Annotated in this window: 16 protein-coding genes; 7 read left to right on the forward strand and 9 right to left on the reverse strand. The window is 71.9% G+C overall.

Annotated elements, in window-relative coordinates:
- Positions 1–44 precede the first annotated feature (44 nt).
- On the reverse strand, positions 45–1,178 hold the full coding sequence (dnaJ, locus tag NP777_RS15830) for a molecular chaperone DnaJ (RefSeq protein ID WP_256650784.1): 1,134 nt from the start codon (positions 1,176–1,178) through the stop codon (positions 45–47).
- Positions 1,179–2,195 carry a heat-inducible transcriptional repressor HrcA gene (gene hrcA / locus NP777_RS15835; protein ID WP_256650785.1) on the reverse strand — a complete coding sequence of 339 codons (1,017 nt, stop codon included), beginning with the start codon at positions 2,193–2,195 and terminating at the stop codon, positions 1,179–1,181.
- A 164-nt stretch (positions 2,196–2,359) separates the two neighbouring features.
- On the opposite strand from hrcA, the gene NP777_RS15840 reads away from it, so the two are divergent.
- Together NP777_RS15840 and NP777_RS15845 are read left to right on the forward strand one after the other, a co-directional pair.
- Positions 2,360–3,082: an MBL fold metallo-hydrolase gene (locus tag NP777_RS15840; RefSeq protein WP_256650786.1), complete on the forward strand. Its 723-nt coding sequence runs from the start codon at positions 2,360–2,362 to the stop codon at positions 3,080–3,082.
- A 126-nt stretch (positions 3,083–3,208) separates the two neighbouring features.
- Positions 3,209–4,030, forward strand: coding sequence for a DUF3097 domain-containing protein (locus NP777_RS15845; RefSeq protein ID WP_256650787.1), 822 nt, complete (start codon positions 3,209–3,211; stop codon positions 4,028–4,030).
- Between the two features lie 137 nt (positions 4,031–4,167).
- On the opposite strand, the gene hemW is transcribed toward NP777_RS15845, so the two are convergent.
- The 4 genes from hemW to lepA form a co-directional block, all read right to left on the reverse strand.
- Positions 4,168–5,400 (reverse strand): radical SAM family heme chaperone HemW, encoded by a 1,233-nt coding sequence (gene hemW, locus NP777_RS15850; protein ID WP_256650788.1) that lies wholly within the window; start codon positions 5,398–5,400, stop codon positions 4,168–4,170.
- A gap of 170 nt (positions 5,401–5,570) precedes the next feature.
- A complete protein-coding gene (locus tag NP777_RS15855; RefSeq protein ID WP_256650789.1) occupies positions 5,571–7,628 on the reverse strand; it encodes a SpoIIE family protein phosphatase in 2,058 nt (685 codons plus the stop codon).
- A 236-nt stretch (positions 7,629–7,864) separates the two neighbouring features.
- Positions 7,865–9,754 carry an AMP-dependent synthetase/ligase gene (locus NP777_RS15860; protein ID WP_256650790.1) on the reverse strand — a complete coding sequence of 630 codons (1,890 nt, stop codon included), beginning with the start codon at positions 9,752–9,754 and terminating at the stop codon, positions 7,865–7,867.
- Positions 9,755–9,988: 234 nt separating this feature from the next.
- Complete coding sequence (lepA, locus tag NP777_RS15865; protein WP_256650791.1) at positions 9,989–11,866, reverse strand: translation elongation factor 4; 1,878 nt, start codon at positions 11,864–11,866, stop codon at positions 9,989–9,991.
- 273 nt (positions 11,867–12,139) lie between these two features.
- On the opposite strand from lepA, the gene rpsT reads away from it, so the two are divergent.
- Together rpsT and NP777_RS15875 are read left to right on the forward strand one after the other, a co-directional pair.
- The gene (gene rpsT, locus NP777_RS15870) at positions 12,140–12,406 is read left to right on the forward strand and encodes a 30S ribosomal protein S20 (protein WP_198270332.1); all 267 of its coding nucleotides are present in this window, start codon (positions 12,140–12,142) and stop codon (positions 12,404–12,406) included.
- Between the two features lie 519 nt (positions 12,407–12,925).
- Positions 12,926–13,684 (forward strand): hypothetical protein, encoded by a 759-nt coding sequence (locus NP777_RS15875; RefSeq protein WP_256650792.1) that lies wholly within the window; start codon positions 12,926–12,928, stop codon positions 13,682–13,684.
- A gap of 140 nt (positions 13,685–13,824) precedes the next feature.
- Here NP777_RS15875 and holA read toward each other — a convergent pair whose 3' ends face one another.
- Complete coding sequence (holA, locus tag NP777_RS15880; RefSeq protein ID WP_256650793.1) at positions 13,825–14,814, reverse strand: DNA polymerase III subunit delta; 990 nt, start codon at positions 14,812–14,814, stop codon at positions 13,825–13,827.
- An 85-nt stretch (positions 14,815–14,899) separates the two neighbouring features.
- Here holA and NP777_RS15885 point away from each other — a divergent pair, with 85 nt between their 5' ends.
- The 3 genes from NP777_RS15885 to NP777_RS15895 all read left to right on the forward strand — a co-directional run bounded on the left by NP777_RS15885 (position 14,900) and on the right by NP777_RS15895 (position 16,669).
- Positions 14,900–15,178 (forward strand): hypothetical protein, encoded by a 279-nt coding sequence (locus NP777_RS15885; protein WP_391858523.1) that lies wholly within the window; start codon positions 14,900–14,902, stop codon positions 15,176–15,178.
- A 54-nt stretch (positions 15,179–15,232) separates the two neighbouring features.
- A complete protein-coding gene (locus tag NP777_RS15890) occupies positions 15,233–15,775 on the forward strand; it encodes an MOSC domain-containing protein (RefSeq protein WP_256650794.1) in 543 nt (180 codons plus the stop codon).
- Between the two features lie 111 nt (positions 15,776–15,886).
- Positions 15,887–16,669 carry a DUF899 domain-containing protein gene (locus tag NP777_RS15895; protein ID WP_256650795.1) on the forward strand — a complete coding sequence of 261 codons (783 nt, stop codon included), beginning with the start codon at positions 15,887–15,889 and terminating at the stop codon, positions 16,667–16,669.
- A gap of 116 nt (positions 16,670–16,785) precedes the next feature.
- On the opposite strand, the gene NP777_RS15900 is transcribed toward NP777_RS15895, so the two are convergent.
- Both NP777_RS15900 and NP777_RS15905 read right to left on the reverse strand, forming a co-directional pair.
- A complete protein-coding gene (locus tag NP777_RS15900) occupies positions 16,786–19,650 on the reverse strand; it encodes a ComEC/Rec2 family competence protein (protein WP_391858524.1) in 2,865 nt (954 codons plus the stop codon).
- On the reverse strand, positions 19,647–20,651 hold the full coding sequence (locus NP777_RS15905; RefSeq protein WP_256650797.1) for a helix-hairpin-helix domain-containing protein: 1,005 nt from the start codon (positions 20,649–20,651) through the stop codon (positions 19,647–19,649). Before NP777_RS15905 ends, NP777_RS15900 begins: the two co-directional genes overlap by 4 nt.
- Positions 20,652–20,923: the final 272 nt, after the last annotated feature.

A 20,923-nucleotide genomic window follows, 5' to 3' on the forward strand; every position in this document is an offset into this window, starting at 1 on the left:
CCGCACCCCCCCGGGGGCCAACCCCCGTACCCCGGGCGAAGCGCCTACCGCCCGTTGAACGCGTCCTTCAGCCGCGAGAACAGCCCCTGCTGCCCCGGCTTGAACTCGCCGGTCGGGCGCTCCTCACCGCGCAGCTTGGACAGCCGCCGCAGCAGCTCCTCCTGCTCCGGGTCCAGCTTGGTCGGGGTGGTCACCTCGACGTGCACGATCAGGTCGCCCCGGCCGCCGCCCCGCAGATGGGTGACGCCGCGCTGGTGCAGCGGGATCGACTGGCCGGACTGGGTTCCGGGCCGGATGTCGACCTCCTCCAGGCCGTCCAGCGTCTCCAGCGGCACCTTGGTACCCAGCGACGCCGCCGTCATCGGGATGGTCACCGTGCAGTGCATGTCGTCGCCGCGCCGCTGGAAGACCGGGTGCGGGAGCTCATGGATCTCCACGTACAGGTCGCCCGCCGGGCCGCCGCCCGGTCCGACCTCGCCCTCACCGGCCAGCTGGATCCTGGTGCCGTTGTCCACACCGGCGGGGATCTTCACCGTAAGGGTGCGCCGCGAGCGGATCCGGCCGTCGCCCGCGCACTCCGGGCACGGGGTCGGCACCACGGTGCCGAAGCCCTGGCACTGGGGGCACGGGCGCGAGGTCATGACCTGGCCCAGGAAGGACCGCGTCACCTGGGAGACCTCACCGCGGCCACGGCACATGTCACAGGTCTGCGCCGAGGTGCCCGGCGCCGCGCCCTCGCCGCTGCACGTGGTGCAGACGACCGCGGTGTCGACCTGGATGTCCTTGGTGGTCCCGAACGCGGCCTCGCTGAGCTCCACGTCCAGGCGGATCATCGCGTCCTGACCGCGCCGGGTCCTGGAACGCGGACCGCGCTGCGAGGCGGTGCCGAAGAACGCGTCCATGATGTCGGAGAAGTTGCCGAAACCCGCGCCGAAGCCGCCGGCGCCACCGCCGCCCGGCCCGGCATTCGGGTCCCCGCCCAGGTCGTAGACCTGCTTCTTCTGCGGATCCGACAGCACCTCGTAAGCGGCGTTGATCTCCTTGAACCGCTCCTGGGTCTTCGGATCCGGATTCACGTCCGGATGCAGCTCGCGGGCGAGCCGCCGGAATGCCTTCTTGATCTGGTCCTGCGAGGCATCACGAGGCACGCCCAGGACTGCGTAGTAGTCCGTCGCCACTTACGACTCCGCCAGGATCTGTCCGACGTAACGTGCCACTGCGCGTACCGCTCCCATCGTTCCGGGGTAGTCCATGCGGGTCGGTCCGACCACGCCGAGTTTGGCGACCGCCTCGTCGCCGGAACCGTAGCCGACCGCGACGACCGAGGTGGCGTTGAGCCCCTCGTGAGCATTCTCATGCCCGATCCGCACGGTCATACCCGAGTCTTTGGCCTCGCCCAGCAGCTTGAGGAGGACGACATGCTCCTCGAGTGCCTCCAGAACGGGCCGGATCGTCAGGGGGAAATCATGCACGAAACGCGTGAGGTTCGCGGTGCCGCCGATCATCAGCCGCTCCTCGGTCTCCTCCACGAGCGTCTCGAGCAAGGTCGACAGTACGGTCGAGACGGTCCCCCGGTCCTCCTGTTCGAAGGACTCCGGAAGATCCTGCACCAATTGCGGCACATCCGCGAAACGCCGCCCCACGACCCGGCTGTTGAGCCGGGCGCGCAGATCGGCGAGCGAATCCTCGGTGACCGGACTGGGGCAGTCGACCATCCGCTGCTCCACCCGGCCGGTGTCGGTGATCAGCACCAGCATCACCCGGGCCGGCGCCAGCGGGAGCAGCTCCACATGGCGCACCGTCGAACGGGTCAGCGACGGATACTGCACCACCGCCACCTGCCGGGTCAGCTGCGCCAGCAGCCGGACCGTGCGCCCCACCACGTCGTCGAGGTCGACCGCACCGTCCAGGAAGTTCTGAATGGCCCGCCGCTCCGGGCTGGACAGTGGCTTGACTCCGGCCAGCTTGTCCACGAAGAGGCGATAGCCCTTGTCCGTGGGGATCCGCCCGGCGCTCGTATGCGGCTGGGCGATGAAGCCCTCGTCCTCCAGAGCGGCCATGTCGTTACGCACCGTGGCCGGGGAGACCCCCAGCCGGTGCCGCTCGGTGAGCGCCTTGGAGCCGACCGGCTCCTCCGTCCCCACATAGTCCTGGACAATGGCACGCAGCACCTCGAGTCTGCGTTCGCTGAGCACCCCGCGCACCTCCAGTCCAGCGGTCTCATCAGGTCGTCCGTCTGGCACTCACCGGGCACGAGTGCCAGAGCCCCTCCGCCAGTGTACGGCGGGGTGCGGTGGCATGGGCAAGAGCCGCCGTCGGCAGCAACTCTCCCCCATCCCCTTTGAGCTAGCGTCGCGGTATGGAGACGTGTTGGGAAGAGGCGGGCTGGGAGTGGCTCGCGCCCGGTGTGGCCCGCCGTCGGATGCCGGAGTGGGACGAGACGGTCGGCGTGGTCGTCGGCCGGACCGACATCCTCGTCGTGGACACCGGCGCGACCCTGCGCGCCGGGGCCGAACTGCGCTCCGGGATCACCCGGCTGACCGGCCGCCGCCCCACCCGGATCGCGCTCACCCATCCGCACTTCGACCATGTCCTGGGCTCGGCCGCCTTCGCGGGCTGCGAGGTCTACGGGGCCACGGGCCTGGACGAGCTGCTGCGCCGTGAGCGGGAGACGCTGCGCGAGGACGCGATCCGCCACGGAGTGGACCGGGACGCCGCCACCGAGGCCGTGGACCATCTGGCCTTCCCGCACCACCTGGTCTGCGGGGAGCTCAGCCTCGACCTCGGCGGCCGTACGGTGCTGCTGGCCAATGTGGGGCCCGGCCACACCGCCCACGACCTGGCCGTCCTGGTGCCCGGCCGGCCCGAGGTGGTCTTCTGCGGCGATCTGGTGGAGGAGTCCGGCACGCCCCAGGCCGGGCCCGACGCGATCCCCGGCCACTGGCCCGCCGCCCTCGACCGGCTGCTCGCACTCGGCGGCGCGGACGCGCGGTACGTCCCCGGGCACGGCTCCGTCGTGGACGCCGCGTTCGTACGGGCCCAACGCGACGAACTGGCCGCCCGCTTCGGCGTGTCCGGCTGACCGTCGCTCCAGTCGTTCGCCTCCAGTCGTTCGCCTCCAGTCGTTCGCCTCTAGTCGTTCGCCTAGTGGTTCGCCCGGTCGTGCGACCGCGGGAGCGGGTGGCCGTCGCGCGCTATCGTCATCCGGATGCGACAGTACGACCCGGACCTGACGCCGCCCTGGAAGCGGCAGCGGCCCGCCCCCGAGGTCCCCGCCGAACCGGACCTCGTCGTGGAGGAGGTCACCACCGGATTCTGTGGTGCCGTGATCCGCTGCGAGAAGACCGCCCAGGGTCCGACGGTCACTCTGGAGGACCGCTTCGGCAAACATCGCGTCTTCCCCATGGAGCCGCGCGGTTTTCTGCTCGAGGGGCGTGTCGTCACCCTCGTACGCCCGCGTGCGGCGGCCCCCGGCGCGCCCCGGCGCACGGCCTCGGGGTCGATCGCCGTGCCGGGGGCCCGTGCGAGGGTCGCCCGCGCGGGGCGCATCTATGTCGAGGGGCGCCATGACGCGGAACTGGTCGAGCGGGTCTGGGGCGACGACCTGCGCATCGAGGGCGTCGTCGTGGAGTACCTGGAGGGCGTCGACGACCTGCCCGCCATCGTCGACGGCTTCGCCCCCGGCCCGGACGCCCGGCTCGGCGTCCTCGTCGACCATCTGGTGACGGGCTCCAAGGAGTCCCGTATCGCCGCACAGGTCACCGACGAGCATGTGCTGGTCCTCGGCCACCCCTACATCGACATCTGGGAGGCCGTGAAGCCGTCCTCCCTCAACATCCCGGCCTGGCCGACGGTGCCGCACGGCCAGGACTGGAAGAAGGGCGTCTGCCGCGCCCTGGGCTGGCCGGAGAACACCGGGGCCGCCTGGCAGCGGATCCTGTCCTCGGTCCACTCCTACAAGGACCTCCAGCCGGAGCTCCTGGGGAGGGTCGAGGAATTGATCGACTTCGTGACGGCTCCACTGGGCTGACGGCCGCCGTAAGGGGCTGGTGGCCTCCGTAAGGCGCTGACGGCCGCCGTGACGGCTTTTGTACGGGCTGGCGGCCTCGTACGGGCTGGCGGCTTCCGTACGGGCTGACCGCTCCCTCACTGGCTTACGGCCCCGCCTCAGTCCACCAGGTCCCGCACCACCGCGTCCGCCAGCAGCCGCCCCCGGAGTGTGAGCACGGCCTGCCCGCGCCCGTACGGCTCCGGCTCCAGCAGACCGTCCGCCAGGGCCCGTGCCGCGGCCGCCGCCCCGGCCGGGCGCAGCAGCTCCAGCAGGCAGCCCTCGGCCAGCCGCAGCTCCAGCAGGATCCGCTCCACCCGGCGCTCCTCGGCGGACAGCAGTTCCCGGCCCGCGCCGGGCGACCGACCCTCGCCCAGGGCCTGTGCGTACGCCCCGGGGTGCTTCACGTTCCACCACCGCACACCGCCCACATGGCTGTGCGCGCCGGGGCCCGCGCCCCACCAGTCGGCGCCGCGCCAGTACAGCTCGTTGTGGCGGCAGCGCCCGGCGGGCGAGGTGGCCCAGTTGGAGACCTCGTACCAGGCGAACCCGGCGGCCGTAAGGGTCTCGTCGGCGATCAGATAGCGGTCCGCGTGCACATCGTCGTCGGTCATCGGGATCTCGCCGCGCCGGATCCGCCGCGCCAGCTGGGTGCCCTCCTCCACGATCAGCGCATACGCCGACACATGGTCCGGACCCGCCCCGAGCGCCGCCTCCAGGGAGGCCCGCCAGTCCGCGTCGCTCTCCCCCGGCGTCCCGTAGATCAGGTCCAGGTTCACATGGCCGAATCCGGCCGCCCGCGCCTCGGCCACACACGTCTCGGGGCGCCCCGGGGTGTGCGTACGGTCCAGCACCTTCAGGACGTGCTGCCGGGCGCTCTGCATGCCGAAGGAGATCCGGTTGAACCCCGCCTCCCGCAGCTCCGCCAGATACCGCGGATCCACTGACTCCGGATTGGCCTCGGTCGTGACCTCGGCCCCCTCGGCCAGCCCGAACTCGTCCCGGATCGCCCCCAGCATCCGCCCGAGATCGGCCGCGGCGAGCAGGGTCGGGGTCCCGCCGCCGACGAATACGGTCTCCACGGCCCGCGGGTCGTCCCCCAGCACCTTCCGCGCCAGCCGTATCTCCTCGACGACCTGCTCGGCGTAGTTGTCCCGCGAGGCGAGCACCCCGCCGGAGCCGCGCAGCTCACTGGCGGTGTAGGTGTTGAAGTCGCAGTAGCCGCAGCGGGTGGCGCAGTACGGCACATGCAGATAGAACCCCAGCGGCCGCCGCTCCGCCCCCGCCAAAGCGGTCGCGGGCAGTGCGCCGTCCTCGGGCATGGGCTCACCATCAGGCAATACGGAAGGCATGCCCCCATTGTCCGGCACGACCGGCGCCACCCGGGACCACGCGGCGGTGCCGCATATCGAGCCACGCGGCGGAGCCGCACACTGAGGTACTTCCGGAAGGGGCGCGTACTTCCGGAAGGGGCGCGGAGGAGAGCCGCCCGCCGCAGGCGTCACGACCCGCCGGACACTCCCTAGAGCGACTTCAGGACCAGCATCGCCAGGTCGTCGTCCGGCGGGTCCGGCGCGAACTCGTCCACCGCCCGGCGCACCCGCTCCGCGACCTGCCGCGCGCTCAGTCCCCCGCACAGCGCGAACGCCGCCGCCAGGCCGTCCTCGTCGTCGAACTGCCGGTCGCCCGACCGGTGCTCCGTCACCCCGTCCGTCACACAGAGCAGTGTTTCCCCAGGCGTCAGATCGAACGATTCACTCTCGTACGACACATCGTCCACGACGCCCAGCAATATCTGCGGCGCCGCGACCGTCCGCACCTCACCATCCGGCCCCAGCACCAGCGGCAGCGGATGCCCCGCGCTGGCCAGCGTGCAGCGCACCCCCAGGCCGTCGCCCAGCGGCTCCAGCTCCCCGTACAGCAGCGACAGGAACCGCGCGACCCCGCCGCCCGACAGCCCCGCGCCGCCGACCAGGCCGCCGTCCACCAGCTCCACGACTCCGGCGGGGCCTCCCACGGCCTCCACACCGGCCACCACGGCCTCCGCGGCGCCCTCGACGGCCTGCTCCACCGCCTCCTCGCCCAGCAGCTGGTTGAGCCGGTCCAGGACCTCTCCGACGCCGTATCCCTCGCGGGCGAGCAGCCGCAGCCAGGGCCGGACGAGGCCGGTCACCACGGCCGCCTCCGGGCCGTTCCCGCAGACGTCGCCCAGGACGAAGCACCAGCGGCCGTCACCGGCCGGGAAGATGTCGTAGAAGTCGCCCCCGGCCGAGATCTCGCCGGTCGGCTCGTACACCACGGCCGACTCGACCCCGGGGATCCGCGGGATCACGGACGGCAGCAGCCCGCGCTGGAGCACCCGGCTGATGGTGGCCTGGCGGGTGTAGCGGCGGGCGGAGGCGAGCGCCAGGGCCACACGGCGGGCGAAGTCCTCGATCAGGCCGACCACTTCGGCCGGCATCCGCACCAGCCCGGCCCGCCCCAGCAGCAGCGTGCCGAGCGCGCGGCCGCCCGCCACCAGCCGGCACGCGAGGGCCGCGCCGCCCGGCCCGTACGCGGCGGGGTCGGCCGGCCACGGCCACTCCACGGCGCCGCCGCGGACGGCGGTGGGCACATGGGGCGGCTCCTTCTCCAGCACCTGCCGCAGGCCCTCGATGCGCCCCTCGCTGGCGTGCCAGACCCGGGCCAGCCGCGGCGGGCCGCTGGTGGAGTCGAGCCAGATCGCGCACCAGTCGGCGAGCCGGGGCACCAGCAGTTGTCCGGCGAGCGAGGTCACCATGTCCTCGTCGAACTGCCCGGCCAGCAGATCGGACGCCTCGGCGAGGAAGGCGAGCGCGCCGCGCTGGATCCACTCGGGGTCGCGGCGGACCGGGACGAGGCCCTGCCCGGGCGCGACGATCTCGACGGCCTCGACGGCCTCCTTACGGCTTTCACCGACGGGCCCCAGGCCCTCGGGGACGGCTCCGAGGCCCTCGGGGACCGCCGGGTCGAAGCCGCCGTCCGGCCCGGCCACGGTGGCGTTCGCCGCGTCCATGGCGTCCACGGCGGCCGCGGCGTCCATGAAGGCCGAGCCCATGCCGCCCGCGGCGGCCGGACCCGTGGGCGCCACCGCCATCTGGAACCACACCGACTTGGTCGCCCGCCGGTAGGTCGTCCCCCAGGACTCGGCGACCTCGGTCACCAGCCGCAGCCCATGGCCGCCCGCGTACTCCGGCGGCTCGTCCGCATCCGGCGGATCGCCGCGCACCACCCGGGTGGGATGGTGATCGGTCACCTCCACCACCAGGGACGGCGGCTCGCCCTCGCGGTCCGACACATCCAGCGCACAGCTCACCTCGACGGCGGTGCCCGCGTGCACCACCGCGTTGGTGACCAGCTCGCTCACCAGCAGTACGGCCTCGTCCGCCACCTGATCGGTGACCCGGTCGGCGGCCGGGACCTCGAGCGCGGCCCAGTCGGCGAGGGCGGCACGGACGAACCGGCGCGCGGCCGAGGCCGCGAGCGGGCTGCAGGGCAGGCTGACGCGGGCCGATGCGCTGGTACGGACGGGGCCGACCCCACCCCCGACCGGTAGAACCACCCCACCGCCCTCAACCGACCTACCAGAAGTGGCAGAAGATGACGTCCCCACTGTGCGGCTCCTGAAGAAGCTCCGTCATAACGCCGTATCCGTAACCGTATCCGGCACGGACAGAGTGACAGACGGACCGCCCTCATATGCACCGGGTTACGCAAGTGAACCGCGATAAGGGGAAAATTCATGTGTCCGGCGGGCCGGTCAACCTGAAATCCGGTGCGGGGTCGTATCCTTGCCCGTTAAACCTCTCGCGTGCCCGCGTACATGTCCTCGATCAGAGCCTTGTACTCACGCTCCACGACCGGGCGCTTGAGCTTCAGGCTGGGCGTCAACTCCCCGTGCTCCACGTCCAGATCGCGCGGCAGCAGCCGGAATTTCTTGATCGTCTGCCAGCGCTGCAGCCCGTCGTTGAGCCGCTGCACATAGCCGCCGATCAGCTCCCGCACCTCATCGGTGTCCACGACCTCCGCGTAGGTCCTGCCGCCGAGGCCGTGGTCGCCCGCCCACTTCATGATCGTGGGCTCGTCGAGCGCGATCAGCGCGGTGCAGTAATTGCGGTCGGCGCCGTGCACCAGGATGTTGGAGACGAACGGGCACACCGCCTTGAACTGGCCCTCGACCTCCGCCGGGGCCACGTACTTGCCGCCCGAGGTCTTGATGAGGTCCTTCTTGCGGTCGGTGATCCGCAGATAGCCGTCGGGGGACAGCTCGCCGATGTCCCCGGTGTGGAACCAGCCGTCGGACTCCAGCACCTGCGCGGTCAGCTCCGGCAGCCCGTGGTAGCCCTGCATGATGCCGGGGCCGCGCAGCAGCACCTCGCCGTCCTCGGCGAACCGCACCTCCAGGCCCGGGAACGCCTTGCCGACCGTGCCGGTACGGTAGTCCGCCGGGTTGAGGAAGCTGGCGGCGCTGGACTCGGTCAGGCCGTAGCCCTCCAGGATGTTGATCCCGGCGCCCGCGAAGAAGTAGCCGATGTCGGGCGCGAGCCCGGCGGAGCCGGACACCGCGGCCCGCAGCCGGCCGCCGAACGCGTCGCGCAGCTTGCCGTAGACCAGCTTGTCGGCCACCGCGTGCTGGGTCCGGAGACCGAAGGGCGCGGAGGCGGTGCCGGTGCGGCGGAAGTTGTCCTGGGAGACCCTGGCGTAGTCCCGGGCGACCCCGGCCGCCCACTGGAAGATCTTGTACTGGGCGCCCCCGCCCTCGCGCGCCCGCTGAGCCACCCCGTTGTAGACCTTCTCGAAGATCCGCGGCACGGCGCACATATAGGTCGGGCGGACCACCGGCAGATTCTCGATGATCTTGTCGACCCGGCCGTCCACCGCCGTGGTGTGGCCGACGTAGATCTGTCCCGCCGTCAGTACCTTGCCGAAGACATGCGCGAGCGGCAGCCACAGATACTGCACATCGTCGGGGAAGAGCAGTCCGTCCTGATTGCCGATCACAATGGCCATGTACGACCAGGAGTCATGCGCCAGGCGTACGCCCTTGGGGCGCCCGGTGGTACCGGAGGTGTAGATGAGCGTCGCCAGCTGATCGCTGCGCAGGGCGTCCATCCGCTCCCGTACGGCGTCCGGCTGCCGTTCCAGCAGCGCCGCGCCCCGCTTCTCCAGCTCGGTGAGCGAGAGCACCCAGCCCTCGGGATCGTCCGCGGCAGGGACCGCGTCGTCGGCCTGGATCACCACCACATGGACCAGCTCGGGGAGTTCCTCGCGCTGCGCCCGCACCTTGGCGAGCTGCACCGCGTCCTCGGCGATCAGCACCCGGCTGCCGGAGTCGGAGAGGATGAAGGAGGTCTCGTCGGCGTTGGTGGTCGGGTAGACCGTGGTGGTGGCCGCGCCCGCGCACAGCACGCCGAGGTCGGCCAGGATCCACTCCACGCGGGTCGAGGAGGCCAGCGCCACCCGCTCCTCGGGACGGATGCCCAGATCGATCAGCCCGGCGGCGATGGCGAAGACCCGATCCGCGCTTTCCCGCCAGGTCAGCGGCCGCCACTCGTCGGGGCCCGTGCCCGAGGCAGGAGGCACCGGATAGCGGTACGCCTCCTTGTCCGGTGTCGCCTCGACGCGCTGGAGGAAGTGCGTCGCCAGGGACGGCGGCCGGCTCTCGAGCAAGTTCTGTGTGTCGGTCACGGCATCCTCCGGGGCCCGCATCATTGCTTGGTGACTCGCGAGTAACCTTCGAGTAGGTGATCAGGGTAGGGGCCGAATCCTTACGGCGTAAGGGGGCCGGGTCACGTTGTTCTCACGAGATGCCCAAGAGAGGCCACGGAAGGCGACGGACCCGGCGCGTCCAGCACGCCAGGCCCGCTGACCACACTGTCCCCGGTGCTCCGGCCCTGGGGCCATTTCTCCCGGGGCGGCGTCCTACTTCTTCGCCTTGGAGTCCTTACCGTCGGAGTCGGAGGACAGCACGGCGATGAAGGCCTCCTGGGGCACCTCCACACTGCCGACCATCTTCATCCGCTTCTTGCCTTCCTTCTGCTTCTCCAGCAGCTTCCGCTTACGGGAGATGTCACCGCCGTAGCACTTGGCGAGGACGTCCTTACGGATGGCACGGACCGTCTCACGGGCGATCACCCGGGAGCCGATGGCCGCCTGGATGGGCACCTCGAAGTTCTGCCGCGGGATGAGCTCGCGCAGCTTGGCGACCAGCCGGACACCGTACGCGTACGCCTTGTCCTTGTGGGTGATCGCCGAGAACGCGTCCACCTTGTCGCCGTGCAGCAGGATGTCGACCTTGACCAGCTCGGAGGTCTGCTCACCGGTGGGCTCGTAGTCGAGCGAGGCATAGCCGCGGGTCTTGGACTTCAGCTGGTCGAAGAAGTCGAAGACGACCTCGGCGAGCGGCAGGGTGTAGCGGATCTCGACCCGGTCCTCGGAGAGGTAGTCCATGCCGAGCAGCACCCCGCGGCGGTTCTGGCACAGCTCCATGATCGCGCCGATGAACTCGCTCGGGGCGAGGATGGTGCCCCGTACGACCGGCTCGTGCACCGTGTCGATCTTGCCCACCGGGAACTCGCTGGGGTTGGTCACCGTGTGCTCGGTGCCGTCCTCCATCTCCACCCGATAGACCACATTGGGCGCGGTGGCGATCAGGTCGAGATTGAATTCGCGCTCCAGGCGCTCACGGATGACCTCCAGGTGCAGCAGCCCGAGGAAGCCGACGCGGAAGCCGAAGCCGAGCGCGGCCGAGGTCTCCGGCTCGTAGACCAGCGCGGCATCGTTGAGCTGCAGCTTGTCCAGGGCCTCGCGCAGCTCGGGGTAGTCCGAGCCGTCCAGCGGATACAGCCCCGAGAACACCATCGGCTTCGGGTCCTTGTAGCCGCCCAGCGGTTCCTGCGCACCGCCGCTGACCTGGGTGATCGTGTCACCGACCTTGGACTGGCGGACATCCTTCACACCGGTGATCAGATAGCCCACCTCGCCCACGGACAGCCCGTCGGCGGGGGTCATCTCGGGCGAGTTGGTGCCGATCTCCAGCAGCTCATGGGCGGCGCCGGTGGACATCATCTTGATCCGCTCGCGCCTGCCGAGGGTGCCGTCGACGACCTTCACATAGGTCACGACACCCCGGTAGGCGTCGTAGACGGAGTCGAAGATCATCGCGCGGGCGGGGGCGTCGTGGACGCCCACCGGGGCGGGCACCAGCTCGACGACCCGGTTCAGCAGCTCTGCCACGCCCTCGCCGGTCTTGGCGGAGACCTTCAGCACGTCGGAGGGGTCGCAGCCGATGAGGTGCGCCAGCTCTGCGGCGTACTTCTCGGGCTGGGCGGCGGGCAGGTCGATCTTGTTGAGGACCGGGATGATCGTGAGGTCGTGCTCCATCGCCAGATAGAGGTTGGCGAGGGTCTGGGCCTCGATGCCCTGGGCCGCGTCGACCAGCAGGATGCAGCCCTCGCACGCGGCGAGGGAACGCGAGACCTCGTAGGTGAAGTCCACGTGGCCGGGGGTGTCGATCATGTTGAGGATGTGGGTGGCGGACTCGCCGCCCTCGTCCTTCGTCGGCGCCCAGGGCAGCCGGACCGCCTGGGACTTGATCGTGATGCCGCGCTCGCGCTCGATGTCCATGCGGTCGAGATACTGCGCTCGCATCTGCCGCTGCTCGACCACACCGGTCAGCTGGAGCATGCGGTCGGCGAGCGTCGACTTGCCGTGGTCGATGTGCGCGATGATGCAGAAGTTACGGATAAGAGCCGGGTCGGTACGGCTCGGCTCCGGCACATTGGTAGGGGTCGCGGGCACGCAGGGTCCTGTGTCTAGGCGGGACTCGGTGTTATCGGTATGGGTCAGTCCCGTCCATGGTCCCATGAATGGCGACCTCTTCCGGGTTTGGGACGCCATGGACCCTGCTGGTAATCTGGCCGACTGTGTCTCGTGCCCCCTCTTTCGCGGAGATCTCCGAGGACATCTCCGTAGGGGGCTCCATGGACGTCTTCGCGGACGCCTCCATGGGCACGGAGGGCACGGACGCACCACGAAGCAAGTGAAACCCAACGAACCTGCGAAGGCTTTTACGTGGCGAACATCAAGTCCCAGATCAAGCGGAACAAGACGAACGAGAAGGCGCGCCTGCGCAACAAGGCGGTCAAGTCCGAGCTGAAGACCGCCATCCGCCGCACCCGCGAGGCCGTGGCCGCCGGTGACGCCGAGAAGGCCAACGAAGCCATCCGCATCGCCGCGCGCAAGCTCGACAAGGCCGTCAGCAAGGGTGTTCTGCACAAGAACAACGCCGCCAACAAGAAGTCGGCGCTCGCCCAGCAGGTCTCCAGCCTCAAGGGCTGACGCCATTACGGGGCCGAGGCCTTACGGGGCTGACGCCTCCCAGGGCTGACCTCGAAGGCTGACGCCTTACGGGGGTGGTCTCCGGCCGGTTTGGGCACAGCGGTCCCTCTCACCCGCTCCAACCGGCAGCCGAGAGCCTCTTCAGCCCCTTCAGCGGCACCGCGCCGCACGCGGCCTGCGTTCGCCACGCGGGTGCGGCGCGCTTGATCGACACGAAGGCCCCGCGCCTGTCCTTTCCCCAGGACAGCGCGGGGCTTTCGCGCTTAATTCGGGTATGTTCACGTCATGTCGACACCGGGGGAAACACCCAATCCGTACGGGCCGCCACAGCCGCCCCAACCGCCTCAGCCGCCGCAGCCGCCGCAGCAGAGCCCGGCGCAGAGCGCTCCGCAGGGGCCGGCGCAGAGCGCTCCGCAGGGGCCGGGGCAGAGCCCGGCGCCGAGCCCGCCGCCCGGCCCGTACGGGCAGGTGCCGCCCCAGGCCCAGCCGCCCCAGGCCAATCCGTACGCCCAGCCCACGATGCCTTCCATCCCCCTGGGCGGCGGATACGGCCCGATGGGCGCACCGGGCACACCTCCCGGGGCGCCTCCCATGGGTCCCGGGGGCGGGTCCGGGGGCGGTGGCAAGGGCTGGCTGTGGGGTCTTGGCGGGGCCGTCGTCGCCTCGGCGGTCTGGGCCGGGGTGCTGTTCGCCACGGGAGGCTTCGACGGGAACGAGGCGGAGGCCGATCTCGCGGGCTACCGCTACACGACCAATCTGTGCGACTCGACGGACTCCCATGCCTTCGAGGACTCCGGGTACGAGCAGAAGACCGACTCATCGTCCTCGAACCCTCAGCACAGCAGTTCCGAGAGCCCCGCGCTGGACTCGATGACCTGCAACATCGACTTCGAGCCGAGCGGCTCGAGCACCAGCGACTACTCCTCGGTGTGGCTCTACACAACGGCGTCCCTGCACAAGAAGACCGACCCCGGCCCCGAATTCGAGGCCCAGTACCGGGCGTACGAGGACCAGAAGACGTCCACCTACAGCTATGAGGTGAGCCCGGTCAGCGGGCTGGGCGAAGAGGCGTATGTGGTGAAGCAGGAGAGCAAGAGCAGCACCTCCAACACCGGCGCCTATGTGATCCTCGCCGTACGGGACGGCTGGATGACCTATCAGTCGACCTGGTCGGAGTATGTGTCGTCCTCGTCCAGCGCCTCGGCCAAGACGCCGGAGCAGGCCACCGAGATGCTCAAGAGGAGCGCGAAGGCGACGCTGGAGAAGATGAAGGGGTAACCGCCGGCCCGGACCACGGCCACCGCCCGGCCCGAAGACGCACGGAGCCCCGGTTCGGGAAGGGGCGGGGTGGGGTGGGGTGGGGAACGAGACGTGCCGGGAACGACACGCGCCACCCGACCCCGGGGCCCGGTCGGCGGCTAGCGGCGGCCCGCCCTTGCGGCGCGGGCGATCGTGACGACGGCCTTCTCCAGGGCGTACTCCGGATCGTCCCCACCGCCCTTGACCCCCGCGTCAGCCTCCGCGACGGCGCGCAGCGCGATCGCCACTCCATCGGCCGACCAGCCACGCATCTGCTGCCGCACCCGGTCGATCTTCCACGGCGGCATGCCCAACTCACGGGCGAGATCGCCGGGCCGGGCGCCGCGCGGCGCGGAGGCCAGCTTGCCGATGGAGCGGACGCCCTGGGCCAGGGCGCTGGTGATCAGCACCGGCGGCACCCCGGTGGAGACGGCCCAGCGCAGGGCCTCCAGCGCCTCGGCCGCGCGGCCCTCGACGGCGCGGTCGGCGACGGTGAAGCTGGACGCCTCGGCACGGCCGGTGTAGTAGCGGGCGACGACGGCCTCGTCGATCGTGCCCTCGACATCGGCCACGAGCTGGGAGACCGCGCTGGCCAACTCGCGCAGATCGCTCCCGATGGCGTCCACCAGGGCCTGGCATGCCTCGGGTGTGGCGGACCGGCCGGTGGCGCGGAACTCCGACCGTACGAACGCCAGCCGGTCGGCGGGCTTGGTCATCTTCGGGCAGGCGACCTCGCGCGCCCCGGCCTTACGGGCGGCGTCGAGCAGCCCCTTCCCCTTGGCCCCGCCCGCGTGCAGCAGCACCAGGGTGATCTCCTCGGCGGGGGTGCCGAGATAGCCCTTCACGTCCTTGATCGTGTCGGCCGACAGATCCTGTGCGTTGCGCACCACCACGACCTTGCGCTCCGCGAAGAGCGAGGGGCTGGTCAACTCGGCAAGGGTGCCGGGCTGGAGCGCGTCGGGCATGAGGTCGCGCACATCGGTGTCGGGGTCGGCCGCGCGGGCGGCCGCCACCACCTGCTGCACGGCGCGGTCGAGCAGCAGCTCCTCCTGACCCACGGCGAGGGTCAGCGGGGCGAGCGGATCGTCGGTCGTCGTCTTCCTGGCCATCGCGGTCCAGCATCCCATGGACCACCGACAGCCCCGCCGCCCTGATGCCCGCCGCCCGGATGCCCACCATCCATCCGCCGTCCGGATGTCCGACAATGTTCCGGTGATCGATGAAGGACTGACCGGCGCCCGGCACATCCTGGTGCTCCCCGACCGCGACGCGGCGGGGGAGGTGGCCGAGGCCCTCCCCGAGCGCTTCGGCATCACCCAGGAGCCCCAGCTGGTGCGGGACGCCCTGGCGGGCGAGGACGACGCCGAGGACGCCCAGTGGCTGGTGGTGATCGAGGACCCGGCCGGCCGGCTGGACCCAACGGCGCTGGACGCGCTCGCGGACGAGTACGACGGCTGGCTGGAGGCCGAATAGCGTCCGGGACTAGGCTCAAACCAACCGTGGTCACGGAAGAGGGGGACTCCGAGGATGAGCGGAACTGTGACGGCAGTCAGCAGCAACGGCGAGTACTCGTTCACCAAGCCGAACCGGGACAGCATCACCCTGCTCACGGGCCTCGGCGTCGAGGGCGACGTCCACGCGGGCGTAACGGTCAAACACCGCTCCCGCGTCGCCCAGGACCCCACCCAGCCGAACCTGCGCCAGGTCCATCTCATCCATGAAGAACTCTTCGCGGAGGTCGGCACGGAGGGCTTCAAGGTCCTGCCCGGCGACCTGGGCGAGAACATCACCACCCGCGGCATCGACCTGCTCGCCCTCCCCGTCGGCACCCTGCTGCGCATCGGCGACGAAGCGGTGCTGGAGGTCACCGGCCTCCGCAACCCCTGTCTGCAGATCGACCACTTCCAGAACGGCCTTCTGAAGCAGGTCGTCGGCCGCGACGAGGCCGGAAACATCATCCGCAAGGCCGGAGTCATGAGCGTCGTGCGGGAGGGCGGCACGGTCCGCCCGGGCGACCTGGTCCAAGCCGAGCTCCCCGCCGAACCCCACCGCCCCCTGGACCGCGTCTGACAGCGGGGCGCCCCTGCCCCGATGAGTTCCGGCCGGACCGTGAGTCTCTTCTGGTGACCGTCGTAGAACGCCGTACGACGCTCCCCGGCAGGAGACACCACGGAGGACACCATGATGGCCACACCGGACGACCCGACCACCGCGCCGCCCGGCCGCCCGCCCGTGGTCGACCTGGCCACCTGGCAGGCCGCCCGTGACGAACTGCTGGTCCGCGAGAAGGCCCACACCCGCGAGGGCGACGCCATCGCCGCGGCCCGCCGCCGACTGCCGATGGTGGAGTTCGACGGAACGGTCGAGGTCGTCGGACCCGACGGCCCGGTCCCGTTCCTGGACCTGTTCCAGGGCCGCGACGAACTCGTCGTCTACAAGCACATGTGGTACGACGGCGCACCGCACCAGGGGCAGTGCGAGGGCTGCACCACCACGGCCTGGCACCTGAAGGAAGCGGACTACCTCAACGCCCGCGGCGTCTCGTTCGCCGTCCTCACCACGGGCCGCTGGGACGAGGTGGCCTCCTACGTCGCGTTCATGGGCTACACCCAGCCCTGGTACTCGGTGCGCGACGTGGACGGCCCGGCCGGCGGCAGCATGGGCTATCTCACCTGCTACCTGCGCGACGGCGACCGCGTGTTCCTCACCTACTCCACGACGGGCCGTGGCAACGAGCGGGTCAACGGGTCCCTCGGCCTGCTCGACATGACGCCCTACGGCCGCGGCGAGGCGTGGGAGGACAACCCCGAGGGCCGGCCCGAGGGGCGCGGCCCGTGCTGGTCCTGGCGCTCGGACGCGGACGGGAACGCCACCTGGGGCCCGACCAGCCGCCCCGTACCGCAGTGGACCCGCCCCGGCGCGACCCCCGTGGAGACCCTCGGCCGACACGGCCACCACCACTGACGCATGCCGCGGAGATGAGTGCGGCGCCAGGGCCGAAGCGAAGCCCGCCGGCGCCCTACTCGCGGCCGAAACCGCTTCGGGGTGTTTCAGGCCGTCGGGGTGTTTCAGGCTGACCATCACACAGCCCCTTCGCGGCCTCCGAGGACCGCGCGGAGGCCGCGGTCGCGCGTGACCGCGATGGGGCCGTCGGTGTCGGTTCGCAGCACGGCGGCGCCCTGGGCTCGCAGGGCGCCGATGGTGCGGGGCGAGGGATGGCCGTAGGGGTTGTCGGCGCCGCAGGAGATCAAGGCCAGGCGGGGGCTGAGGCGTCGGAGCAGCTGTGGATCCTGGTAGGCCGAGCCATGGTGGGCGACCTTGAGCACGTCGATCTCGGGGAGGGCCGGGTGGGTCGTCAGCAGGGCTTGCTGGGCGGGGGGTTCGAGGTCGCCCAGGAGGAGCAGGGTCAGGCCCGCCGTGCGGACGAGGAGGGTGACGCTTGCGTCGTTCGGGCCCTCGGTCGCGGCCGGGGCGGGTGGCTGGGCGGGCCAGAGGACCTGCCAGGACAACGGGCCGAAGCGTCGCCGTTCCTCTGGCCGCGCCGGGACGACCGGGATATGCGCCGACCGGGCCTCGCGGCGTACGAACGCGGCCTGGCCCGGTGGTTCTTCCAGGGCGGTCGTCTCGATCGCGCCGACCGCGCGGCCGCGTAACGCACCGGTCAGCCCGGCCACGTGATCGGCGTGGAAGTGGGTCAGGATCAGGAGCGGGATCCGGACGATGCCCAGGGCGCGCAGACAGCGGTCGACGGCTTGTGGCTCGGGGCCGGTGTCCACGACGACGGCCGTTCCGGGGCCCGCGGCCAGGACCAGGGCGTCGCCCTGGCCCACATCGCACGCCACCATCCGCCAACCGGGCGGTGGCCAGCCGGTGAGGACCCGGGCCAGGGGTGCAGGGCGTACGACGGCCAGCAGCACCAGCAGCGCGCATCCGGCGCACAGCAGGCGGTGGCGCAGCAGTCGGCGGCCCGCGAGGACCACGGCCAGGGTGACGGCGGCCAGCAGGAGCGCACCGGTCCAGCCGTCCGGCCAGTCCGCCTCGGCTCCGGGCAGTGCCGCGCCGGTGCGGGCCACCTGGGCGATCCACTCGGCGGGCCAGCCCGCCGGCCAGGCGATCCACTGGGCGAGCGGCGGTGCGACGGCGGCTGCCGCGAGCGCGGCGAAGCCGAGGGTGGTGGCGGGGGCTACCGCCACTTCGGCGATGAGATTGCAGGGGATCGCCACCAGGCTCACTCGCGCGGCCATCACCACGACGACCGGTGCGCAGACCGCCTGGGCCGCGGCGGCGGCCGCCAGCGCCTCGGCCACTCGGGGTGGCATGCCACGGCGCTGGAGGGCCGCGCTCCACCCCGGCGCGATGGTGAGCAGGGCGCCGGTGGCCAGCACGGAGAGCAGGAAGCCATAGCTCCGGGCCAGCCAGGGGTCGTAGAGCACCAGGGTGAGGACGGCGGCGGCCAGGGCCGGGAGCAGGGAGCGACGGCGGCCGGTGCCGAGGGCGAGCAGCGTGATCAGCCCGCAGGCGGCGGCACGCAGCACACTGGGCTCAGGTCTGCAGACGACGACGAAGGCGAGCGTGAGCCCGCCGCCGAGGAGGGCGGTGGTCCGCAGCCGGATGCCGAGCGCGCCCGCGAGACCGCGCCGTTCGGCACGCCCGGCCAGCTGCGGCGGGCCCGTGAGCAGTGCGAGCACCAGCGTCAGATTGCTGCCGGAGACGGCCATGAGGTGCAGCATGTCCGTGGCCCGGAACGCCTCGTCCAACTCGGGCGGCACCCGTGAGGTGTCCCCCACGACCAGCGCCGGAAGGAGCGCCCGTGCGTCCGGGGAGAGCCCGTCGGTCGCGGTGCGCAGCCCGGCGCGCAGCCGCCCGGCCAGCCGCTGGACCGCGCTGGGCGGGCCCGTGACCTTCGGGGGCCCGCTGCTGACGCGCACTACGGCCGCGATCCGGTCCCCGTCGCGCAGCGGGGGCGCCAGACGGCCGTGGACGCGCAGACGTGTGGACGGCAGCAGCCCGAGCCAGGCGGTCCGCTCTTTGCCGGACCTGGGGTGGACCGTGACCAGGACGGGCGTGCGGGTGGAGGTCACGGTGCCGCCAGGGCCGGTGACCCTATCCGCCTCCGCCTCCAGGACCACGGACGCCGGCGCGAGCGCCGAGCCCCGCACCCGTGGCCGAGTGAGCCGCGGGTCCCCCGTGACCGTCACCTCGGCGGTGGCCTCCGCGTACTCCCGGGCGAGTGCGGGGAGGGGGCCGCGGCGTACGTCCGCGCCGTGCAGCCCGGCGACCGCCCCCGCGGCGGCCCCGCACAACAGCGACGCGGCGATCGCTCCCGCCATACGGCGCCCACGCCACATGGCGACGCGTGGTGGTGAAGTGGCTTGCTGCCCCGACGCGTTGCGGCCATCGCCAAGGCCCGGCCGCCTGCGGGCCGCGGGCACGGCGTCTGGCGAACGTCCGGCGACCGCCCCAGCCCTGCGGCGTCCACGCCGCGCGACGGTACGCGGCGGCGGCGCGGCTTGCTCGGCCGGCACGTTGTGGCTATCCCCGTGGGGCCTCGGCGCGGCATGGGGTGGCCCGTCGGCATTCGACGTGCGCCCACGCTGCCGAGGCGCGGCGCCGCGCGGCCGCGGTGCGGTGGAGTCGCGCGTGCCCCGGTCGTCCGGTCCGTGTTGGGAGCGCGGGGTGCCGCGTTGTCGGCCGTCCGGTGTCGGGGCTCGTCGGCGGATCCGGAGGAGCAGGGCCGCCGCCACGAGGGTGGCTGCCGTGCAGACGAGGGCCACCGTCAGGGGTGGTGCGTCCAGGGCCAGAGCCGCGGCTGCCCAGGCGGCCAGGGCCGGGGGTACGAGGCGGAGGTCGGGTGGGCCTTCCTGGCGAGGGTGTGACGCACCGCGCGGGGAGGCGGCGGCCGCGTGGACCGGGGCGCGGGTGCGTGGGGGCGGTGCGGACGTCATGGCTGGACCAGCGGGCGCAGATCGGCGAACCGGCGCTCGCCGATGCCGTTCACCTCGCGGAGTTCATCGATGGAGCGGAAACCTCCGTGCTGGGTGCGGTAGTCGATGATGTGCCGGGCCAGGACGGGGCCGACGCCCGGGAGGGTGTCGAGCTGTTCGGCGGTCGCGGAGTTGAGGCTGATCGAGCCACCGGGTGCACCCGGTCCGGCCGGTGCGATGGGTGCGTTTGGCCCGGTGGGTGCGTTGGGTGCGGTGGGTGCGGTGGGTGCGTTGGGTGCGAGCGAGCCACCGGCCGCCGCGCCCGGCGCCGGTAGTCCGGCCGCGGGGGCGCCGACCACGATCTGTTCCCCGTCCACCAGCGGGCGGGCGCGGTTCAGCGCGTTCAGGTCGGCGCCCGGCCGTACCCCGCCCGCCGCTTCCAGGGCATCGGCGACCCTCGACCCGGGCGGCAGTTCGCGCAGGCCGGGGCGGCGGACCTTGCCCGTCACATCCACCACGACCTTCCGGCCGCCGCCGGGCGGAGCGAGCTGCCCGCCCGGCGTCGGGCCGGGCTCGGACGGCGCGGCGCGTGGAGGCTCCGGGTCCGGGGCGCGCACGGTCTGGGGACGGCCGGTCCAGAAGTGGTAGGCCGCGAAGGCCACCGCGGTGAGCAGGGCGACCGCCAGGGCGGCGACCGTCTTCAGCTCCATTCCGCAGCGCAGCTGAAGCCACAACGGCAGCCGCTCGCGCAGGGCCAGCCCTGCCCGGTCGCGCCTGCGCAGCGGAGCGTTCTCGGACGCGTTCTCGGACGCGTTCTCAGGCCCCTCCGCGCGCCCGTCCTCATGCCCGTCCTCGGGCGGCTCCTCGCGCCCGTCCTCAGCCCCCTTTTCTGGCCGCTCCTTTTCTGGCCGCTCCTTTTCGGGCCGCTCCTCGTTCCATACCTCCTCCGCCGCCGCCACAGCCGAGCCCGCGACGCCCTTCGGTCCGTCCCTGCTGCCCAGAGCGGTGGATCCGACCGCCACCGGGGGCCCCGGGGGCGCCGACGAGACCGTGGCGAAGAGCGCCGCCGCGCGGCTCGCGCGTGAAGATGCGGCCGCGTGCGTCCGGCCGTGAGCGCTGCGGTGGCGGCTTCCGGAACCCACCAGACCCATCCCCGACGACGGGCGTGGACGGCGGCCCGCACCGCCGTCGCGACGACGGCCGCGCTCCGGACCCGTGGTTACTGTGCGTGATCGTGACCTCATGCCACCTGACGGTAGACACACGCGGCCGATCGCGCCGATCCGCCTCAATT

The organism is Streptomyces rugosispiralis (assembly GCF_024505145.1).
Classification (GTDB): Bacteria; Actinomycetota; Actinomycetes; order Streptomycetales; family Streptomycetaceae; genus Streptomyces; species Streptomyces rugosispiralis.

What these genes read in the sequence shown, in the direction of transcription:
- NP777_RS15840 (WP_256650786.1), top strand. Translation starts at nt 2,360, where the DNA reads ATGGAGACGTGTTGGGAAGAGGCGGGCTGGGAGTGGCTCGCGCCCGGT.
- NP777_RS15845 (WP_256650787.1), top strand. Translation starts at nt 3,209, where the DNA reads ATGCGACAGTACGACCCGGACCTGACGCCGCCCTGGAAGCGGCAGCGG.
- hemW (WP_256650788.1), bottom strand. Translation starts at nt 5,400, where the DNA reads ATGCCTTCCGTATTGCCTGATGGTGAGCCCATGCCCGAGGACGGCGCA.
- NP777_RS15875 (WP_256650792.1), top strand. Translation starts at nt 12,926, where the DNA reads ATGCCTTCCATCCCCCTGGGCGGCGGATACGGCCCGATGGGCGCACCG.
- holA (WP_256650793.1), bottom strand. Translation starts at nt 14,814, where the DNA reads ATGGCCAGGAAGACGACGACCGACGATCCGCTCGCCCCGCTGACCCTC.
- NP777_RS15885 (WP_391858523.1), top strand. Translation starts at nt 14,900, where the DNA reads ATGTCCGACAATGTTCCGGTGATCGATGAAGGACTGACCGGCGCCCGG.
- NP777_RS15890 (WP_256650794.1), top strand. Translation starts at nt 15,233, where the DNA reads ATGAGCGGAACTGTGACGGCAGTCAGCAGCAACGGCGAGTACTCGTTC.
- NP777_RS15895 (WP_256650795.1), top strand. Translation starts at nt 15,887, where the DNA reads ATGATGGCCACACCGGACGACCCGACCACCGCGCCGCCCGGCCGCCCG.
- NP777_RS15900 (WP_391858524.1), bottom strand. Translation starts at nt 19,650, where the DNA reads ATGACGTCCGCACCGCCCCCACGCACCCGCGCCCCGGTCCACGCGGCC.